Source organism: Streptomyces sp. M-16, from assembly GCF_052114405.1.
Classification (GTDB): Bacteria; Actinomycetota; Actinomycetes; order Streptomycetales; family Streptomycetaceae; genus Streptomyces.
Window position 1 is genome coordinate 12120 of sequence record NZ_JBFRER010000042.1, and the last position, 17228, is coordinate 29347.

16 protein-coding genes and 1 tRNA gene are annotated in these 17228 nt (G+C 69.9%); 9 read left to right on the plus strand and 8 right to left on the minus strand.

Translation table 11 applies throughout. The features are described 5' to 3' along the window. Window positions 1-228: 228 nt before the first annotated feature. Window positions 229-3147 (plus strand): penicillin acylase family protein, encoded by a 2919-nt coding sequence (locus AB4039_RS20305; protein WP_442271417.1) that lies wholly within the window; start codon window positions 229-231, stop codon window positions 3145-3147. Window positions 3148-3317: 170 nt separating this feature from the next. On the opposite strand, the gene AB4039_RS20310 is transcribed toward AB4039_RS20305, so the two are convergent. Then, a complete protein-coding gene (locus AB4039_RS20310) occupies window positions 3318-3959 on the minus strand; it encodes a 5-formyltetrahydrofolate cyclo-ligase (RefSeq protein ID WP_442271418.1) in 642 nt (213 codons plus the stop codon). A 51-nt stretch (window positions 3960-4010) separates the two neighbouring features. On the opposite strand from AB4039_RS20310, the gene galU reads away from it, so the two are divergent. The 7 genes from galU to AB4039_RS20345 all read left to right on the plus strand — a co-directional run bounded on the left by galU (window position 4011) and on the right by AB4039_RS20345 (window position 9395). After that, window positions 4011-4913, plus strand: coding sequence for a UTP--glucose-1-phosphate uridylyltransferase GalU (gene galU / locus AB4039_RS20315; protein ID WP_266839550.1), 903 nt, complete (start codon window positions 4011-4013; stop codon window positions 4911-4913). 4 nt (window positions 4914-4917) lie between these two features. Continuing rightward, window positions 4918-6258 carry a molybdotransferase-like divisome protein Glp gene (gene glp, locus AB4039_RS20320; RefSeq protein WP_442271419.1) on the plus strand — a complete coding sequence of 447 codons (1341 nt, stop codon included), beginning with the start codon at window positions 4918-4920 and terminating at the stop codon, window positions 6256-6258. An 81-nt stretch (window positions 6259-6339) separates the two neighbouring features. Then, window positions 6340-6819: a cyclic pyranopterin monophosphate synthase MoaC gene (moaC, locus tag AB4039_RS20325; RefSeq protein ID WP_442271420.1), complete on the plus strand. Its 480-nt coding sequence runs from the start codon at window positions 6340-6342 to the stop codon at window positions 6817-6819. A 116-nt stretch (window positions 6820-6935) separates the two neighbouring features. Beyond that, window positions 6936-7427: a MogA/MoaB family molybdenum cofactor biosynthesis protein gene (locus tag AB4039_RS20330; RefSeq protein WP_266841709.1), complete on the plus strand. Its 492-nt coding sequence runs from the start codon at window positions 6936-6938 to the stop codon at window positions 7425-7427. Between the two features lie 17 nt (window positions 7428-7444). Next, complete coding sequence (locus AB4039_RS20335) at window positions 7445-8074, plus strand: GNAT family N-acetyltransferase (RefSeq protein ID WP_442271421.1); 630 nt, start codon at window positions 7445-7447, stop codon at window positions 8072-8074. Between the two features lie 144 nt (window positions 8075-8218). Then, on the plus strand, window positions 8219-9247 hold the full coding sequence (gene sepX, locus AB4039_RS20340; protein ID WP_266839543.1) for a divisome protein SepX/GlpR: 1029 nt from the start codon (window positions 8219-8221) through the stop codon (window positions 9245-9247). A 74-nt stretch (window positions 9248-9321) separates the two neighbouring features. Beyond that, window positions 9322-9395: transfer RNA gene (locus AB4039_RS20345), tRNA-Ala, on the plus strand. Between the two features lie 235 nt (window positions 9396-9630). Here the strand turns inward: AB4039_RS20345 and AB4039_RS20350 are convergent. Continuing rightward, window positions 9631-11451 carry a hypothetical protein gene (locus AB4039_RS20350; RefSeq protein ID WP_442271422.1) on the minus strand — a complete coding sequence of 607 codons (1821 nt, stop codon included), beginning with the start codon at window positions 11449-11451 and terminating at the stop codon, window positions 9631-9633. Then, window positions 11448-12431: a hypothetical protein gene (locus AB4039_RS20355; RefSeq protein ID WP_442271423.1), complete on the minus strand. Its 984-nt coding sequence runs from the start codon at window positions 12429-12431 to the stop codon at window positions 11448-11450. The genes AB4039_RS20350 and AB4039_RS20355 overlap by 4 nt, the downstream gene beginning before the upstream one ends. Window positions 12432-12521: 90 nt before the next feature. Here AB4039_RS20355 and AB4039_RS20360 point away from each other — a divergent pair, with 90 nt between their 5' ends. Beyond that, a complete protein-coding gene (locus AB4039_RS20360) occupies window positions 12522-12794 on the plus strand; it encodes a helix-turn-helix domain-containing protein (protein ID WP_442271424.1) in 273 nt (90 codons plus the stop codon). A gap of 183 nt (window positions 12795-12977) precedes the next feature. On the opposite strand, the gene AB4039_RS20365 is transcribed toward AB4039_RS20360, so the two are convergent. From AB4039_RS20365 to AB4039_RS20385, 5 genes are all read right to left on the minus strand, one after another. Continuing rightward, complete coding sequence (locus AB4039_RS20365; RefSeq protein WP_442271425.1) at window positions 12978-13553, minus strand: hypothetical protein; 576 nt, start codon at window positions 13551-13553, stop codon at window positions 12978-12980. Window positions 13554-13741: 188 nt separating this feature from the next. Then, window positions 13742-14980, minus strand: a complete 1239-nt coding sequence (locus tag AB4039_RS20370; RefSeq protein ID WP_442271426.1) for a hypothetical protein — start codon at window positions 14978-14980, stop codon at window positions 13742-13744. Between the two features lie 128 nt (window positions 14981-15108). Beyond that, window positions 15109-15597 carry a DUF4265 domain-containing protein gene (locus AB4039_RS20375; RefSeq protein ID WP_442271427.1) on the minus strand — a complete coding sequence of 163 codons (489 nt, stop codon included), beginning with the start codon at window positions 15595-15597 and terminating at the stop codon, window positions 15109-15111. Window positions 15598-15628: 31 nt separating this feature from the next. After that, complete coding sequence (locus AB4039_RS20380) at window positions 15629-16213, minus strand: hypothetical protein (protein ID WP_442271428.1); 585 nt, start codon at window positions 16211-16213, stop codon at window positions 15629-15631. Window positions 16214-16428: 215 nt separating this feature from the next. Beyond that, window positions 16429-16827 (minus strand): DUF5958 family protein, encoded by a 399-nt coding sequence (locus AB4039_RS20385; RefSeq protein ID WP_442271429.1) that lies wholly within the window; start codon window positions 16825-16827, stop codon window positions 16429-16431. Window positions 16828-17228: the final 401 nt, after the last annotated feature.

Here is a 17228-nt window from a genome sequence, read left to right on the forward strand (position 1 = left end):
CAGCGCGCCTGACGGAGCGGCGGATCGTTCCTTCCGGAGGCGCGTCCGGCAAGTTACTTCGTTACCTTACCTAATCTTTGACGATTCCTTGACGCGATAGTCACATTGTGAAACGCCTGTTCGGCCCTGTCCTCATGACCTCGACCCCTGGCGGATCAACGGACATGGTCCTGCGCCTATGGTTGCTCCCAGCAATCCCAGGACCACCCTGCCCCTCTAAGGACAGCGATGCCCGCCAATGAATCCGGACCTTCCGTCAAGAAGAAGGGACGACGCGCACGCCTGCTCGTGCTCGTCTTGGTCCTGGTGCTCTTGGCGGCAATCGGCTACGGCGCGTACTGGAGCGTGGACACCGTGCGCGCCTCCTTCCCGCAGACCACCGGCTCCCTCAAGGTCCCCGGTCTGACCGGGACCGTCGACGTCAAGCGCGACGAGCACGGGATTCCGCAGCTCTACGCCGACAACGACGAGGACCTCTTCCGCGCACAGGGCTTCGTCCACGCGCAGGACCGGTTCTGGGAGATGGACGTACGCCGTCACATGACCTCCGGCCGGCTCTCCGAGATGTTCGGGTCCGGCCAGGTGGAGACCGACGCCTTCCTGCGCACGCTGGGCTGGCGCCAGGTCGCCCAGGCCGAGTACGACACCAAGCTCTCGCCGGAGACCAAGAAGTACCTCCAGGCCTACGCCGACGGGGTCAACGCGTACCTGAAGGGGAAGTCCGGCAAGGACCTCTCCGTCGAGCACGCCGCCCTCAAGCTGACCGACGACTACAAGCCGGAGCAGTGGACGCCGGTGGACTCGGTGGCCTGGCTCAAGGCCATGGCCTGGGACCTGCGCGGCAACATGCAGGACGAGATAGACCGCTCGCTGATGGCGAACACGCTCTCGCAGGCCCAGATCGACGAGCTCTACCCGCCGTACCCCTTCGACCGGAACAAGCCGATCGTCGAGGGCGGCACGGTCGCGGGCGGCAAGTACGTCCCCCAGGGAACCCCGGGCGCCGGCTCGACCGGTACGGGTACGGGTACGGGTACGGGAACGGGTACGGGCACCGGCTCGACCGGCACCGGTACGGGTACGGGTACGGGTACGGGTACGGGTACGGGTACAGGTACGACCGGTACGGGCACGGGCACCGGCACCGGCTCGCAGGCCACCCCCAACGGCGGCAGCACCGGCCTCGCCGGCAACGCCACCGCCCAGGGCGCCACGGTCGGCCTGCGCACGCAGCTGACCTCGCTCTCCAAGACCCTKGACGAGATCCCGGCCATCCTCGGCCCCAACGGCAGCGGCATCGGATCGAACTCCTGGGTCATCGGCGGCAAGTACACGACGACCGGCAAGCCGCTCCTCGCGAACGACCCGCACCTCTCCCCGCAGCTGCCCTCGGTCTGGTACCAGATGGGCCTGCACTGCCGCGCCGCCTCGCCCCAGTGCCAGTACGACGTGGCCGGCTACACCTTCTCGGGCATGCCCGGCGTGGTCATCGGCCACAACGCCGACATCGCCTGGGGCATGACCAACCTCGGCGCCGACGTGACCGACCTCTACCTGGAGCAGGTCAGGCCCGACGGCTACGTCTACGACAACAAGGTGCTCCCCTTCACCAACCGTGAAGAGGTCATCAAGGTCGCGGGCGGCAAGAGCAAGAAGATCACCGTCCGTACCACCAACAACGGACCGCTGATCTCCGACCGCAGCGACGAGCTGGAGACCGTGGGCGTCCGCGCCCCCGTCCCCACCTCCGCCCCCGACCGCGGCAACGGCTACGCCGTCGCCCTGCGCTGGACCGCCCTGGACCCCGGCAAGTCGATGGACGCGGTGTTCAAGCTCGACCGCGCCAAGGACTTCGCCGGCTTCCGGGCGGCCGCGGCCGACTTCGAGGTCCCCTCGCAGAACCTGATCTACGCCGACAACAAGGGCGCCAACGGCAACATCGGCTACCAGGCCCCGGGCCGCATCCCGGTCCGCACCCAGGGCGACGGCCGCATGCCGGCCCCCGGCTGGGACCCGAAGTTCGCCTGGAAGGGCGGCAAGGACGGCAACGCGGGCTACATCCCGCAGAACGAGATGCCCTGGGAGCTCAACCCGGCCCGCGGCTACGTCGTCACCGCCAACCAGGCCGTCACCGAGACCGGCGCCGGCAAGTACCCGTACGTGCTGACCACGGACTGGGGCTACGGCGCCCGCAGCCAGCGGATCAACGACCTCATCGAGGCGAAGATCAAGGACAGCGGCAAGATCTCGACCGACGACATGCGCACCATGCAGATGGACAACAGCAGCGAGATCGCCGCACTGCTGACCCCGATGCTGGCCAAGATCCAGGTCTCGGACCCGGACGTGCGCTCGGCGCAGAAGCTGCTCGAAGGCTGGAACTACACGCAGGAGAACGACTCGGCGGCAGCCGCGTACTTCAACGCGGTCTGGCGCAACATCCTCAAGCTGTCCTTCGGCGACAAGATGCCCAAGGAGCTGCGGATCGAGGGCAGCTGCGCCAACGTCCAGGAGAGCGGCGGTCCCAACGACGACCTCACCAAGACGGTCCGCGAGTGCGGCACCCGCGGCCCAGACTCGGCGCAGCCGGACGGCGGCGACCGGTGGTTCGAGGTGGTGCGCCGCCTGGTCAAGGACGAGAAGTCGCCCTGGTGGTCCTCGCCCAAGACGCTCACCAAGCCGGCGACGGCCACCCGTGACCAGCTCTTCGCCCGCGCCATGAACGACGCGCGCTGGGAGCTGACGGCCAAGCTCGGCAAGGACCAGTCGACCTGGACCTGGGGCCGGCTGCACCAGCTGAACCTGAAGAACCAGACGATCGGCACCGAGGGCCCCGGCTTCATGCGGTGGCTCCTCAACCGCGGCCCGTGGAACCTGGGCGGCGGCGAGGCCACCGTCAACGCGACCGGCTGGAACGCCTCCAGCGGGTACGGGGTCACCTGGGTGCCGTCGATGCGGATGGTCGTGAACCTCAACGACCTGGACAAGTCCCGCTGGATCAACCTGACCGGCGCCTCGGGGCACGCGTACGACTCCACGTACACGGACCAGACGACGATGTGGGCCAAGGGTGAACTGCTGGAGTGGCCCTTCGGCAAGGAGGCTGTCGACAAGTCGACCGTCGCCACGCTGACGCTGAAGCCGTGACGCCGAGGCCGTGACGCCGAGGCCGTGACGCCGAGGCCGTGACGCCGAGGCCGTGACGCCGAGGCCGTGACGCTGAAGCCGTGACGCCGAGGCCGTGACGCCGAGGCGGTGAGGCCGGAGCCCGGGGCGGAAGGCCGAGAGCCGACAGCCGAAGCCCCGGGGCCGAGGCATCAGAAGCGCACCACCCCCGACGGGGTGGCGACCGCCTGGACGGGGTGGTCGTGCGGTTCCTCCGGGACCCGCGCGACCACCTCTTCGTCGTAGAGGAGCACCACCAGCGCCGGGTGGGTCCCGGCGCGTTCCAGCCGGGCCAGCACCCGGTCGTAGGAGCCCCCGCCGCGGCCGAGCCGCATCCCGCGCCCGTCGACCGCCAGGCCGGGCAGCAGGACGGCGTCGGCGGCCGTGACGGCCTCCGGGCCGAGCGCCGGCCCGGAGGGTTCCAGCAGGCGCATCTTCCCCGGGTGCGCGGCCTCGGCGAGGCTGCCGGGGCCCTCGTAGGCGGCCCAGTCGAGGTCGTTGTCGGGCAGCAGCAGGGGCAGCAGCACCCGCTTGCCGGCCGCCCGCAGCGCGTCGAGCAGCTCGTGGGTGCCGGGTTCCGCGCCGACCGAGACGTACGCGGCCACCGTGCGCGCACCGGCCAGTTCGGGCAGGGCGAGGGCGGAGCGGGCGAGCGCGCGGGCGGCCGTGCCGCGGGCCTCGGGGGACAGGGCGCGGCGGGCGGCGAGCAGTTGTCGCCGGAGGGCGGCCTTCTCGGGCGGGTGCTCCGTCACTATGAGGTCACATACCTTTGCTATAGGTGCATATCCGGACATAATTACCGGAATCTGGGCGGGTGTTCGGCATGACCCACTATCGTTCTGCCCATGACTCAGTCGCACCCCGTGATCAAGAAGGCCGTCATCCCGGCCGCGGGCCTCGGCACTCGGTTCCTCCCGGCGACCAAGGCGACCCCGAAGGAAATGCTCCCGGTCGTGGACAAGCCGGCCATCCAGTACGTGGTCGAGGAGGCCGTCTCGGCCGGCCTGGACGACGTCCTCATGATCACAGGACGTAACAAGCGGCCCCTCGAAGACCACTTCGACCGCAACTACGAGCTGGAGTCGGCCCTCATCGCCAAGGGCGACGACGACCGGCTGAAGAAGGTCCAGGAGTCCAGCGACCTGGCCACCATGCACTACGTCCGCCAGGGCGACCCCCGCGGCCTGGGACACGCCGTCCTCTGCGCCGAGCCGCACGTCGGCAGCGAGCCCTTCGCCGTCCTGCTCGGCGACGACCTCATCGATCCGCGCGACCCCCTCCTGCGCCAGATGGTCGACATCCACGCGCGCACCGGCGGCACCGTCATCGCGCTGATGGAGGTCGACCCGTCCAGCGTGCACCTCTACGGCTGCGCCGCCGTCGAGGCGACCGACGAGCCGGACGTCGTGCGCGTCACCGGACTCGTCGAGAAGCCGGACGCCTCCGAGGCACCCAGCAACTTCGCGGTCATCGGACGGTATGTCCTCACCCCCGCGATCTTCGGCATACTGCGGGAGACCGAGCCGGGCCGCGGCGGGGAGATCCAGCTCACCGACGCCCTGCAGAAGCTGGCCGCCGACGAGAGCGTGGGCGGCCCGGTGCACGGCGTGGTCTTCCGCGGCCGCCGCTACGACACCGGGGACCGCGGGGACTACCTGCGGGCCATCGTGCGACTCGCGTGCGAACGTGAGGACCTGGGCCCGGAGTTCCGCACCTGGCTTCACCGTTACGTCACGGAGGAGATGTAGGAACGTGAGCAGTTCCGCACCGCAGGACACCGCACCGCACCGTCTGTGGTCGGTGGACGAGCACCTCGCGGACGTCCTCGCCGCCGTCCGGCCGCTGGAGCCCATCGAGCTCCAGCTGCTCGACGCCCAGGGCTGTGTCCTGGTCGAGGACGTCACCGTGCCCGTCGCCCTCCCGCCCTTCGACAACAGCTCCATGGACGGGTACGCCGTCCGTGTGGCCGACGTCCAGGGTGCGAGCGAGGAGTTCCCCGCGGTGCTCGCCGTCATCGGCGACGTCGCGGCGGGCAGCGGCGAACTGCCCACCGTCGGACCCGGACAGGCCGCCCGCATCATGACCGGAGCCCCGCTGCCGCCCGGTGCCGAGGCCGTCGTGCCGGTCGAGTGGACCGACGGCGGCACCGGAGGCGGCGCCGCCGCCGGGATGACCCCGGCCAGCGCCGCGCCCGAGGGCGCGGGCGGCGAGGTGCGGGTCCACCGCGCCGCCGAGGCGCGGGCGCACGTGCGCTCGCGCGGGAGCGACGTACAGGCCGGCGACCTGGCCCTGGCCGCCGGCACCGTCCTCGGTCCCCCGCAGATCGCCCTGCTGGCCGCCATCGGCCGCGGCACCGTACGGGTGCGGCCGCGCCCCCGGGTGGTGGTCCTGTCCACCGGCAGCGAGCTCGTCCAACCGGGTGAGGCGCTGGCCGCCGGGACGATCTACGACTCCAACAGCTTCGCGCTCGCCGCCGCCGCCCGCGACGCCGGCGCCATCGCCTACCGGGTCGGCGCGGTCGCCGACGACGCCGAGACCCTGCGCGCCGTCATCGAGGACCAGCTGATCCGGGCCGACCTCCTCGTCACCACGGGCGGGGTCAGCGTCGGCGCGTACGACGTGGTCAAAGAGGCGCTGACCTCCGTCTCGGCGGGCGACGAGGCCGTGGAGGCGGGCCGCGTCGACTTCCGCAAGCTCGCCATGCAGCCCGGCAAGCCGCAGGGCTTCGGCACGGTCGGCCCCGACCACACCCYACTGCTGGCCCTCCCCGGCAACCCGGTGTCCTCCTACGTCTCCTTCGAGCTGTTCGTGCGTCCCACCATCCGGGCGCTGATGGGCCTGCCCGCGTCCGAGGTCAGCCGGCCGAGCGTGCGCGCCGTGCTCAAGGCAGACCGGCCGATCGGCTCGCCGGCCGCCCGCCGCCAGTTCCTGCGCGGCGCCTACGACCCCGAGAGCGGGACGGTCAGCCCGGTCGGCGGATCGGGCTCCCACCTGATCGCGGCACTGGCGCACGCCGACTCGCTGATGGTGGTGCCGGAGGACGTCACCTCGGTGGAGCCGGGGGCCGAGCTGGAAGTGATCCTGCTCGGCTGAGCACCGCCCGGTGCGGGTAGCGTGTTGCACCACACAGGCCCCAGGGCTCCAGGGGGCCCGGAGCGGGAGTGGCACGCAGACATGAGTACGCAGAGCAGGCTGACGCACATCGACGAGGCCGGCGCGGCCCGGATGGTGGACGTTTCGGCGAAGGACGTGACCACCCGGACGGCCCGGGCCAGCGGACGCGTCCTCGTATCGCCCCGGGTGATCGAGCTGCTGCGCGGCGAGGGCTTGCCGAAGGGCGACGCCCTCGCCACCGCGCGGATCGCGGGGATCATGGGCGCGAAGAAGACCCCGGACCTGATCCCGCTGTGCCATCCGCTGGCGGTTTCCGGGGTGACGGTGGACCTGAGGGTCGCCGACGACGCCGTGGAGATCCTCGCCACCGTCAAGACCACCGACCGTACGGGCGTCGAGATGGAGGCGCTGACCGCGGTCGCGGTCGCCGGGCTCACCGTGATCGACATGGTGAAGGCCGTCGACAAGGGCGCGGTCATCACCGACGTCCGGGTGGAGGAGAAGACCGGCGGCAAGTCCGGCGACTGGACCCGCGCGTGAACGCCCCCCGCGGCGGCGAGGTCCACAGCCACAGCCACACGCACGGCGAGACGGGCGGGGCCCCGGGGGTACCGGCGGCGGCCCCGCCCGCCGCCGGTACCCCCGCACCGCGCGGCCTGGTCGTCACCGCCTCGAACCGCGCCTCCCGGGGCGTCTACGAGGACCGGGGCGGCCCCCTGCTCGCCGAGGCCCTGGAGCGGCTCGGCTTCGCCGTGGACGGCCCGCGCGTCGTCCCGGACGGCGACCCGGTGGAGCTGGCGCTGCGCGAGGGCGTGGCCGCCGGGTACGACGTCATCCTGACCACCGGCGGCACCGGCATCTCCCCGACCGACCGGACCCCGGACGCCACCGCGCGCGTGCTGGACTACGAGGTCCCGGGGATCCCGCAGGCCATCCGTGCCGAGGGCCTGGAGAAGGTGCCGACCGCCGCCCTGTCACGGGGCCTGGCGGGCGTGGCGGGCCACACCCTGATCGTCAACCTGCCCGGCTCCACGGGCGGGGTGCGCGACGGCCTCGCGGTCCTGGCCCGGATCCTGCCGCACGCCGTGGACCAGCTGCGTGGCGGCGACCACCCCAGACCCGCGCCGACGCCCGGGAGCCCGAGCTGAACGGCCCCACCTGGCCGGTGGTGCTGGCGGACGGCGATGTCACGCTCCGGCCGATAAAGCTGCGGGACCAGCGCGCCTGGCGCGAGGTCAACCAGCGCAACCGCGACTGGCTGCGCCCCTGGGAGGCCACGATCCCGCCGCCCGCACCGTGGGGGCCGGTCGTCCAGCGGCCGACGTACCGGCAGATGGTCCGCCACCTGCGGGCGGAGGCCAACGCGGGGCGGATGCTGCCGTTCGTCATCGAGTACCAGGGACGGCTGGTCGGGCAGCTGACGGTCGCCGGGATCACCTGGGGGTCGATGTGCGCAGCCCACGTGGGCTACTGGGTGGACCGGGACGTGGCGGGCCGCGGGGTCATGCCGACGGCGGTCGCGCTGGCCGTCGACCACTGCTTCGGGAAGGTCGGGCTGCACCGGATCGAGGTGTGCATCCGGCCGGAGAACGTGCCGAGCCGGCGGGTCGTGGAGAAGCTCGGATTCCGCGAGGAGGGGCTGAGGCCGCGCTACCTGCACATCGACGGCGCGTGGCGGGACCATCTGGTCTTCGCGCTGACGGTGGAGGAGGTGCCGGAGGGGCTGGTGCGCCGCTGGCACCGCACGCGGAAGCCGCCGCAGGGATCGCCGTCCGGGCCGCCCGAAATCAGGTAATCGCAAAAGCGTTCGAATTTCTGGCCGATTCGCCCATAACCTGATCCGAAGAATCACAAAAAAAGTCCGTGATATCAGCCGGATCGTGCGACACACCGCTCAATTGGCTGATCCCCTCGGCCGCACCCCTCTACGGTGTGGGGTGTGAGCAGCAGCGGCCTCATCTACGCAGTCATTGTCGGGGCCTGGGCCGCCTACTTGGTGCCCATGTGGCTCCGCAGGCAGGACGAGCTGAACGAAGCCCGTCCGACGGAACGCTTCTCCACTGCCATCCGGCTTCTTTCCGGCCGGGCGGGAATGGAGCGCCGTTATGCCAAGGGGCTGCGTGAGCGCGGTGAGGAACAGGCGGAGCCCCAGCCCCACGCGGACCCGGAAGCGGCGACGGAAACGGTGAATTCCGTGGACGCCGACGCCCGGGCCTTCGGCGTGTCCCCGACCAGGACCGACCCGAGAACGAGTGAGGCCGAGCGGGTCCGCCGGCAGCAGCGCCTCCAGGTGCTCGCGCGCCGCCGGCGCACCACCGCGCTCCTCTTCCTCGTCTTCAGCGGCGGGGCGATCGCCGCCGCCGTCGGCGGTCTGCGGTACCTGTGGGCCCCGGCCGTGCCCGCCCTGCTGCTGAGCGCGTACATCGTGCACCTGCGGGTCCAGGAGCGGCGGCGCTACGAGTTCACGATGGACCGGCGCCGCGCCGAGGCGGCCGCGCGCCAGCTGCGCGAGAGCCGCCTGCGCCGCCGGCCCGCCGAGGAGGCCCCCGAGGCCGGAGCCGAACCGGACCCCGCGCCGCCGCTCTCCCCGCAGGAGGCCGGGCGGCGCGCGCTCGTCGAGCAGACCGACCACGCCGAGTGGGTGGACCAGCAGCGCGAGCGGGAGCGCGGACCGGCGCGCGGGGACAGCTGGGAGCCGGTGCCGGTCCCGCTGCCGACCTACGTGACCGCCCCCGTCGCCCCCCGCGCCACCGGCCCGACGGCCCCCGACGGCTGGAGCGCGACCCGCTCCAGCACCGCGGAGCCGACCGACCCGCGCCTGCGCGCCCAGCCGGCCCTCCCGAAGCCGGCCCCCGGCCCGGACCAGAAGACCCCCTCCACCCCCCGCCCCCGGGGCCAGGGCCGGGGCCGCACCCCGCTCTTCGACCAGTACGAGGGCGAGGACCGGCCCCGCGCCGCCAACGAGTGACGGGGTGCGGGTGACCTGCGCGGAACGCGTTTTGGAGCACCCGCCCGGGGATGCTAATGTTTCACACGTCGCAAGGGCCTGTGGCGCAGTCTGGTAGCGCACCTCGTTCGCATCGAGGGGGTCTGGGGTTCAAATCCCCACAGGTCCACAGACGACTGTTCTTGAGTAGCTCTCAGGAACGTTGACGAGATCCCGTCCGATCGCAAGATCGGACGGGATCTTCGTCGTTTCTGGGGTCGTTCGATGCCTGTTCGGGGTGGTGGATGGCGGCGTACACCGGACCACATCCGCTCCGGCAGGCTTCTGGCTGTTCTGGGGGCATGCGAAGCGGCCCCGGTTGCCCGGGGCTGGTGATCACGATGTCTGGCTGTGTTGCTGACCGGTCAGAGGTTGCCCGGCGGATGTCGGCCAGTGCCCAGCGGCGCCAGCACGTATCGCGGGTCAAAATCTTGCGGGGCTGGAACGGACTCGAACTCGGTGTCGGAGAGCCGGCTGCCTGTCCGTTCGTAGAGCCAGGTCTCCAGGATGTCCAGGTTGCCGACAGTCACCATGATGGCGACCAGGAGCGTCTGGGCGACCTGCCCTGGGGCCCGGCGATGCAGGGGCTCTCCGATGTTCAGCTCGGCGCCCTTGAGTCGTCCGTTGAGGCCCTCGTTGTGCGAGCGGATCGGCTTGTAGATCCGTTCCCAGGCCAGGGTGAGGTAGTGGCTGTCCTGCCGGAACTTGGCGGTCTTCAGATCTCCGGCGGCGTCTGCGGGCACGCTGATCGCGGATGCGCCGCAGACAGCGGGCAGTTCGTCCTTTCGCGGAGGGTCGATCCACTCGCCGTCAGGGAGCTGGACGGTAGGGCGGGCAGCAGGGTGGCTGGCGCGGGACCGCCGATCCGCGAGCCGGAGCACGGTCTGCGGTGGGCCGGAGGCACTCGGTCGTGCAGGCCGGAGTCGCTCTCGGCGAGGACAGTTCACCGAAGGGGAGGGGCCGGCGGCGGGGCACTGCAGGCGTACGGTGCCTCGGGCATCTGCGTTCTGCTTCAGCTTGAGGAAGTACGGCAGTCTCTCAGCGACCACCGGCTTCAGTTCATCAAGCCGCTGCCGAAAGGTCTTGTCGTCCATGCCGTGTGTGGCCTGGGCCAAGGCGTTGGGGATCTGCGGGCATGCGAGGGAGCCGTCGATCAGTACGGCTCCCTGCCAGCTGCCCTGGATGCCGCGGTCGGCTGCCTTGTAGTCCAGAGCGAGGCGGAATCCGAGTCGGCGTGCGGGGACCTGGAACTTCTCCGGCGAGCACCCGGTGTAGGCGCGGTCGGCCGCGCAGGTTCCAGCGGGTGGCCGGAGATCAGCGAGCCGTCCGAGGACGGCGACTGCGTTCTCACCTGTACGGACTGTGGGGGTGTCCAGGGTGAGGCCGAGGCAGAGCTGCGGATAGGACGGTGCCCTGCGCCCTTTGGCCGCCTGCTCGCTCATGCGGGAGTGGGCGGCAACCAGCAGGGTCGCGCTGTAGCCGAAGATCCCTTCGTCGGAACCGCCGCGGTAGTGCCAGCCTGCGGTGATCTCGACCGAGGCGGTCCCCGAGCGATCGCTGTCCGGGCGGGCCAGGACCGGGATCGAGGTGGCGTCGACTCCCACGTCGCCCTTCCAGTGGCGCAGGTACCCGCGCTGCTGGGCGAGTCGGACAGGCACCAGGACGAGGTCGTTCGCCAGCCGCTGAAGCCGGCTCGCGGCCTCCCGGCCAGAGGGTCCATCCCAGACTGCGGAGTGGATGTCCGCCTCCGCCTGGACCATACGTCGACGCCGGTCGCAGCGCGCTGGGTCGAGCACGGTGGTGATCCGGTCCAGCCCTCGGTAGAGACGACGGCTGGCAGCTATGCACCCCCGCGCCGTGGACGGCGGCGACTCGGGGATGCCGAGCCAGGCGCGGGCAGCGGGCTGGAGACGGAAGTGCAAGATTCGCCAGGCGTCGGAGATCGTGGCTCGGCCCGTGTAGTACACGGCGAGCATCAGGCCAGCCAGCACCGTCCTGGGCGGCACCCCTGGTGGCCCCGGACGGCCTCGCAGCATGTCCTCCAGCTGTTGCGGCAGGCCAGAGCGGTCGAGCAGCGTCAGCAGCTGGCCGACCTTGGAATCAGGGATCTCGGTCAGCCGTCCAGGCCGCAGCCGTGGCCGTGCATGCCGGGCGGCCAGTTGGTCGGCTTCAGGTCGCGCCCTCACGAGCGGCAGCCACGTAGCAAGCGGATCACCTCCGCTCTGGGGAGTGGGGGCACCCAATGGTGGTAGCCCGCCAAGCCGGCAGGGGAAGCCATGCCCGCGGCGGAAGCGACGGCCTCCGGGTTGATGCCTTCGGAAAGCCGGCCGACGATCCACGTCGACCGCAATCGCCGAGCAGAGAGCGGCGGCAGGCCCACATGGGGTCGATGGCGTGCGGGCCAGGAGGAGACGAGGTTCTTGGCTGCCACGACCTTCCGACCCGGCCGGAAGAGGAATCCGAGTCCGGAGATCTCTGCCAGCTCAGCCAGTGTGCCTTCCCACTCGGAGTGACAAGCCACGAGCCGACTGAGCAGCTCTTCCTCCAGGACGGCAACCCCTCCAGAGGTCACCCGAACATGCCTGCCCCGAATCCGCGGTACCTCGCCTGGCATCAGTCCGCATCCGGCACCAAGCGCCATGAGGGCGAGACCGTCGAGCCGAGCCTGGCCCGGCAGACGAGTTGCCCAATCCCGCAGGCGGGCCAGCTCTCCAGGCCCGTAGGGCGGTTGGGGCGTACGAGGCGACGAGAGCCGCGCAGGCGGCGCCTCGCCACGCTGCACCCAGACAAGTGCCTCCCGTGCCCGTCGCAGCCACGTCCGGTAGGTCAGAAGCGTCGAGTCTTCCACGGCCGTGCAGCCCGCCAGGATGAACGCGTCGATTGTCTCGGTCCGCAACCAGGTCCCGGGATCACGTGGCAGCCCGCTCCGGTCCGCCCACACCGCGAGCCGCCCCACCACATGCAGCAGATGCTCCGCTGCGTAGCAGGTCGCCGGAGCGGTCGCCGCCACGGTTGCCCGCACCTGGTCGGCTACCGGCGCCCACTGCCCCCGCGGGAGGCGGGGACGGTACTCGCGGATCTTGCGGGAGACCTCGGAACTCAGCTTCACAGACCAACAGAAGTGGCTGGACAAGCAGCCAGTGAAGACGTCGAAGCCGATCTTCACGGAAAGGAGTGCATCAACATGGTGGGAGGTTTGGCCCGTAAGACCGCGCCGCGGGACCTTGCCCGTGATCCGGAATCCTGGCCCCACTCCGTGATCGACGATGTCGCTGCTCGGGTCGTCCAGGCCATCGCGCGGTCCCTCGCGGCCGCTCTGGAGAGGGAGACGCGGAGTCTGAGACAGTTCGCCGCCGGTTCCGGAGTCAACCGGCAGGCCATCGCCGACCTGCTTGCCGGCCGATGCTGGCCCGACGTCGCCACCGTCGCCCGGCTGGAGAACTTCCTCACCACGCCGCTGTACCCGGCCCACGACAGAACGATTGAAATCGATCAAAACACGGCCTTTCCGTCCCCGGATGCACCGTGATCCGGGAACGACGAAATAGGCCACGCGCCCCCGAGGCGAGCCGAATTCCTCTAGCCTCGGGAGAGCGCGTGAGCCACTGACAAGGGGTCCACGTCACCGGTTCCGAAGAGGGTCCAAGCTCAACGGAACCCGTCCCCTTCTCCCCGCGATGGGAGGAGGGGACGACTCATGTAGGGCGTATCTCTAAGCGGCCCCTTCCGGCGGCGACGTCTCCGCCCGGGCGATGGCGAACATTCCGACCGATTGCTCGACAGCGCGGCCGTTCTTGACCAGCCGCTTGCACGTCGCGCGAACCGTGGCGAGGGGGCCTCGCCCCTCTTTGCCCTGTGTGGGCCGCCCCAGCGCCTCGGTGATGTCCCTGACCGGCATCGGCCGCCCAGTGGTCAAGAGGATCCGCTCAACTGTCTCCATGAGTTCCCCGGACGGCGACCTCCTGGGCTGGCTGCCACTACGTCGCCGACGTGCAGCAGGTCTCCGCGGAGGAGGCCCGTCACCGGACGGTGGCTCGGCGGAGGTGGCCTGTGGGGCTCCATCCACCTCGCCGGTGGGCGGTGGACCATCCGCGAGGATCTCGGCGAGTGCCGCGCTCAGCTGATCGCGGGCAGTGGTGAACTTTTCAGCATCGGCCCGAAGAGCCGCGAGTTCGCCCTCGAGTTCGTTGATCCGAGCCAGAACCAGCTCTACCTTGCCCGAGTAGAACTCGACGGCAGTCCGCAACCCGGGAGCCGCCACCGTCTCCTCCGCATCCGCGAAGCCCATCCAGCCCTCCCCGCCCCTCCCGCACGACACCGCAACGCCAGTCATCGTAGGGAACGCCAGCCATGCCAGACAGCCAAACGGGCAACCACGTCTGGCAGTTGAGGAGTCATGCCGGCCTCAGGAATCAGCTGGTGCCTTTGACCTGGGCAGTAGCCTCTGCCAGCCACAACAGTGAACGACGTCAACAATTACGACGGAGCACGCTCCGCCTGCGTTGTACTCGACGCCACGTCTTCCATGACGAGATCAGGGAGGATGGACAGCGCAAGACCTCGAGACTCGACGTACGGGCTGGCGGCCTTCTCCGCGATGTGAGGCAGCCAGGAGCCCAGCCGGTCCAGAGCCGACTTCAGATGCTCTCGCTCCCCACTGAGCAGAGCGGCCATGAGAGCCACTACATCGGCACGGCCGGTCCCCGCCGGGGCGGGCAGCTCGGCCAGCCCCGAAGGCAGGCGTTGGTCATGCCCATCGCACACGGCTACGAGGGCGGCGAGAGCAAACCGGACGGCGTCGCTCTCATCTCCCCACCGGGACAGCAGCTGAGGTAGCTCCCTGCCGATGGCCCGCCGTGCCAGATACTCAGCGGCAGACTCTTGCCACACATCGCCGAGAGCGGCTGTACGGTCGGCCAGCGAGACGGCGGCCGACGGCCCCGACGCTGCGAGCTGCAACAGATCGCCGAGCAGCATCAAACGGCTGCCGACGGCGATGCTGTCGTCACAGACCAGCTCGGCAAGGAACGGAACCGCCTCGACGGTGGCATCCGTGCACGTCCCCTGATGGGCTACCGCGTCCGCGAGATCGCCGAGGAACTCGAACGTCGTCTCATACGGCTCACTGAAGGCGAACTCCTCGTCGAGCAGCCATGCCACGGCTTCCGGAGCATCCTCGGCCTCGCCGTAGGTCCGCTCCACAGCCGCCACCACGGCCTGGACCACCGCTGTGGGTTCGCCGAGGCCGCCGTAGTTCCACGACGGACCGGCCGGAGGCCGGGCGGGCTCCTCGGGCAAGGGGTCGGGAAGGGGGACCTCGGCGCCGACCTGGTCATGAACCAGACCGTCCCTCGTGAAGACCCCCTCAAGGGTCACCGCATGACCCTCGCCGCACCCCTGCTGAAAACCGTCATGGGTACGGGCCACATGGGCCACCCGCATTCGCTCACTGCGCAAGAACGGCTCGAGAGCCATGCGGTCGTACCCGCTGTAGACGGCCAACGAGAAGACCTGCCACCACCCCTCCAGCTCCGGGTCCATCGACGGCCGGCCGTACCAGAAGCTCGACGGAACGAACCGGAAGTGATCGTGGACGCGCACTGCCGTCAGACGGTGCCCCATCCCGGACAGCTCGGCCGCGGCGGCGAGGGCGGCGCCCTCACTCRGCAGGCTCAGCGTGTACTGGACTCCCCAAGCGGGAGGTACCGTGCTCATCAGCTGCACTGCCAGGTGAACATCGCCCGCTCGACGCGCCGCTCGGCCAGATCCTGTGTCATGCGCCCGATCATCCACGGCGCCACTGACAGAGACCTCGGCGCCCCTCCCGCAGCATGCGCAACCGCTCATCCCGTCGCCGTGGACCTCCAAGCAGCGGTGACGCATCCTTCCTCCCAGTGCCACCAGCCCTCCGCTGCACCGTGTTCCAGAAGCTTGCGGATGCGCGGCAGGTCCGCCTCCGGAGGGACATCCAGCGCCACCATCCGGTACCGCTCGATGCCCTCGCCCGTCGTGCCGAGCTTGTGGAAGATCTCCAGAACGCTCTGCCGGGCAGCGGTCGAGCCCCCGTCCTTCAACACGATCAGCCGGATCGTGCAGTTCTCCGAGGACCGGACCGTCTCTCCAGCCCAGCGGACGCCTTCATCGTCGATCTCCACCCGGACGATGTCGTCGCTGGCGACGCCACGGACGAACCACGGGCTGTTGTCCAGCCGTACGGTTCCGTCGCCGAGGTCCACGGCCCACAGGCTCTCGACGCTCGCCGGCGGCCAGCCGTCTTCGTCCACATCCATCCGGAAGTGGACCTTCACATGGTCGCCGCTGATGCTCGTCACAACACCATCATCCACAGGGGACGATCACTGTTCAGATGAGGCCCATGAAGTCGAGGAGGAACCACTTCTCGTACTCATACCGCTCGCGAAGTGCGAATGTCCCGTCTGCCACGAGATCCTTGCCGTCCCACCACCATCGTGGCTTCGCATCGAGAGCCTCTGGATAGTTGAAGAGCTCGTGAGGAAGGGGTTGCTCATCGAAGTTGCTCGGAGGCATCCAACCCTGTTCGCCGACGATGACGCCCGCAACGGCATCGGCCGTGAGTACGAAGTCGGGAGTTTCGTCATCGTTGAACGTAAGTCGCCATTCGCGCTCGTGCAGCCAGTCAGCGGAGCCGGGTTCGTAGCGCACTCGCCGGCCGCGGAATCGGGCCGGCATTCCATCAGTCGCGAGCAACTCCTCGTCCGAGAGGTAGAGCACTGGCCGGGCCCCAGCGGCTGTGAGGGCCTCGCGGTCGAGTAGAAGCGCCCACGGTTCGTACGGCCCGCGCGGGCCAATGCCGTCGCGAAGCAGAACCCGACGAGCGGCATCGGAAGGCTCGCCCAGGCAGACCACAGCCTGGCTCTGGCGGTACGGCACACTCCCGCGAATCGTCCCCTCACGCAGGATGCCCACCAGCCGATCCTCGGCAGTCCCAACCGCATGAGCCGGGGGACGGTCGTCGATGCTTCGAGGGCGTCCTGTGAAGTGAACGAGAGTGCCGGGAAGGTCAGGGTGAATGCCTACGCCAGGTGAGGGCCTCATACGTCTCCTTCGCGGTTCGACAGCAGCAGAGTATGGCCAGGGGCTCGTCGAGGTGAGGCGTGAGGAAGGAAGCAGGCTGTGAGCTGTCAGTCAGCAGCAGACAGATGGTGCCACCAGTGACCACAGCCGCCAGAGCAGAAGCGCTCGCGGCGCCGCCCGTCGGCGACTGTGAGCACCGCGATCAGCAGCCTGAACGCCTTACGGCGTTCGTCGACAGGCTTGAGACCGGCGATCTTTCCCAGTTGCATGTCGATCCGGCCCCGTGAGATCAGCACTGCGGGCGTATGCGTTGGGCGCAGCCCAGCACGGCGGATGCTCTCTGGCGCATCCTCCGCGACAGCGCGCGCCTGGACACAGTGATGACGCAGGAACAGCAGCACCTCGGACTGTTCTTCCGAGCCGAGTTCGTCGAACCACTCGACTCCTTCGGACATGGGGCGTAGCCCCTGCGCGAGTTCGTTGAGTAGGACGTCCCGTTCGTTCACGACTGCCCCCAGAAGATCAGGCCGTACTCCGCCGCAGTGTCGGCGCGGATCCACATCCGCCCGCCCAGGGTGCATGCCCACACTCGCTGACCACGCCACTCTGCCGTGCGCAGCCGCTTGAGCGCGGACCTGTTGCGAGCGGTATCGGCACAGGGCTGGGAAACGATCTCCAGCCAGACGGGAAGCGATCTTCATCGGTCTCTGGAGTGCCCTGGTCAGCGGCACTCGTGAACACCCCACAGACGACAGTTCGCGGGTTGCTCCCGTGGACGTCACGGGATCCCGTCCGGTCGAAAGACCGGGCGGGATTTCGGCGTTTGCGGGGTGGGCGAGGACCCGTTGCCGGTGACGCCGGTCGAAGGCCCGGTCACCCGCACCGTGTGGGCGGGCGGCGGCGTCGA